The organism is Spirillospora sp. NPDC049652, from assembly GCF_040675125.1.
Lineage (GTDB): Bacteria > Actinomycetota > Actinomycetes > Streptosporangiales > Streptosporangiaceae > Spirillospora.
In genome coordinates, this window is the sequence record NZ_JBFAOF010000917.1 from 1 (window position 1) to 2,839 (window position 2,839).

1 protein-coding gene is annotated in these 2,839 nt (G+C 73.3%); it reads right to left on the reverse strand.

What is annotated here, in order from left to right; genetic code table 11:
• A partial coding sequence (locus AB0J52_RS34825; protein ID WP_500187157.1) for a non-ribosomal peptide synthetase occupies nucleotides 1–2,839 on the reverse strand: 2,839 nt, incomplete at both ends.

Below are 2,839 nucleotides of genomic sequence, written 5' to 3' on the forward strand. Positions count from 1 at the left end.
CCGACTCGGGGAAGACCGTGCGCAGGCTCTCGTGCCGGTCGGCCACGTCGCCGAGCGCCGCCTCCAGCGCGGCCACGTCCAGGTCGCCGGAGAGGCGGAGCACGAGCGGCATGTTGTAGGCGGTGCCGGTCCCCGCCTCCTCCAGCCGGTTGAGGAACCACATCCGCTGCTGGGCGTACGACAGCGGCACCGTCTCGGGGCGCGCCTGGACGGCGAGCGGCGGCCGCGCCTGCTCCTCGCCGCCGTCCACCCGGCGAGCCAGGTCGGCGACGGACGGCCGGTCGAACAGGTCGCGGACGCTGATCTCCGCCCGCAGCACCGCGCGGACGCGGGCGATCAACCGCATCGCGAGCAGCGAGTCGCCGCCGAGTTCGAAGAACGAGTCGTCCGCGCCGACCGTCTCCAGGGCCAGCACCTCGGCGAACAGGCCGCAGAGGACCTCCTCGGTGGCGGTCGCGGGGGCCCGGCCGCGGGCCAGGGCGGCGAAGTCCGGGGCGGGCAGCGCCGCCCGGTCCACCTTTCCGTTCACGGTCACCGGCAGTTCGTCCAGGAGGACGATGGCGGCGGGAACCATGTAGTCGGCCAGTTTCGCGGCCAGGTGCGCGCGGAGTTCCTCGGCGGTCGCCGCCGCCACGACGTACGCGACCAGCCGCTTGGTCCCCGGCTGGTCCTCGCGGGCGATGACGGTGGCGTTCGCGACCCGCTCGTGCGCGGCCAGGACGGCCTCGATCTCGGCCGGCTCGACGCGGAACCCGCGGACCTTCACCTGCTCGTCGGAGCGGCCGGCGAACTCCAGGACCCCGTCGCCCGTCCAGCGCACCAGGTCGCCGGTGCGGTACATGCGTCCGCCGGAGCCGAAGGGGCAGGCCACGAACCGCGCGGACGTCAGGCCCGCGCTTCCGGCGTATCCGCGCGCCACTCCGGCGCCGGCGACGTAGAGCTCGCCGAGCATCCCGGGCGGAACGGGGCGTAACGACTCGTCCAGGACGTAAACGCGGGCGTTGTCCATCGGACGGCCGATCGGGACCGGCCCGTCCACCTGCCGGGGATCGGTGAACGCGAGCTCGGTGGTGAACGCCGTGGTCTCGGTCGGCCCGTAGCTGGTGCGGACGGTCAGTTCGGGGTGGGCCTCCAGCAGCGTCCGCACCGCGATCGAGGAGACCACGTCGCCGCCGGTGGAGACCTCACGGACACCGGCGAACATCTCCGGAGCCTGCTCGGCGTAAGCGGCGAACAGCCCGGCCGTCGCGTGCACGTTCGTGACGCCGTGCTCGGCGATCAGCGCCGCCCGCTCCTGAACGTCCACTTCGCCCGGCGGGACGATCACCAGTTGGCCGCCCCGGAGCAGCGGCACCCAGATCTCGTAGGTGGAGGCGTCGAACGCGTGGTTGGCCTGGACCAGGACGCTCCGCACCACCTCCTCATCCCAGCAACCCGCCGCACAGAAGTCCGCGACGTTCGCGTGCGTGACCGCCACACCCTTCGGCACACCCGTCGAACCCGACGTGTAGATGACATACGCCAGTTGCTCGGGCGAGACCGCGACACCGACCGGGCTGTCATCCCGGCTCAACGACGCGAGGAACCCCTCGTCCACCACGAGCGCCGGGTGTGCGTCGGCGAGCATGAACTCGACGCGCTCCGCCGGATAGGACGGGTCGATCGGCAGATACGCCGCACCCGCCTTCACCACACCCAGCAGCACCGCGATCAACTCGGCCGAACGCTCCAGGCGGACCGCGACCAGATCCTCACGGCCCGCCCCGCGCTCGGCCAGCGTGCGCGCCACCCGGTTCGCCCGCGCGTCCAGCTCGGCGTATGTCCAGCGGACGTCGCCGAACACCACCGCGACCGCCTCCGGAGCACGCCGCGCCTGCTCGCCGAACAGTTCCGCCAGAGACCCGCCCGCCACCGGACGGGCAGTGTCGTTCCAGCGCTCGACCACCAGCTCACGCTCGCCGGGCGTCAGGACCTCCAGGTCGCCCACCCGCACGTCCGGGTCGGCCGCGACCTGCTCCAGCACGCGGGTGAACCGGCCCGCCAGTACCCGCGCCGACTCCTCGTCGAACAGATCGAGCGCGTAGAGGATCTCGCCGCCGATCCCGGCGGGCGATCCGTTCTCGTCGCGGTGTTCGCCCAGCGTCACCGACAGGTCGAACTTGGCGGCGGCCGTGGTGTCGTCCTCCTGGGCGAGGGGCCGGACGCGCAGGCCGGGCAGTTCCCAGGGCTGCCGGCCGCGCGCCAGGTTCTCCAGCGTGAGGGTCACCTGGAAGATCGGGTGCCGGGCGAGCGAGCGCTCCGGGTTCAGCTCCTCCACCAGCCGTTCGAACGGGAGGTCCTGGTGGGCGTAGGCGGCCAGGTCGGCCTCCTGGACGCGTGCCAGCAGTTCGGCGAAGGTCGGGTCGCCGCTCACGTCCGTCCGGAGGACGAGGGTGTTGACGAAGAACCCGGCGAGATCCTCCAGCGCCATGTCCGCCCGGCCCGCCATCGGCGTGCCGATCGGGATGTCGGCGCCCGCCCCGAGCCGGGAGAAGAGCGCCGCGAGGGCGGCCTGCGCGACCATGAACAGGGTGACCCCGCGCCGTTGCGCGACCTCCACGAGCCGGGCGTGCAGGTCGGGGCCCAGTTCCAGCGGGACCAGCCCGCCCCGGAACGACGCCTCGGCGGGACGCGGGCGGTCGGCCGGCAGCGCCAGCTCCTCCGGCGCTCCGGCCAGCGCCTCGCGCCAGTAGCCGAGCTGCGCCGAAATCAGGCTCTCCGGATCGGCGGGGTCGCCGAGGACGTCCCGCTGCCAGAGCGCGTAGTCGGCGTACTGCACCGGCAGCGGTGCCCAGTCCGG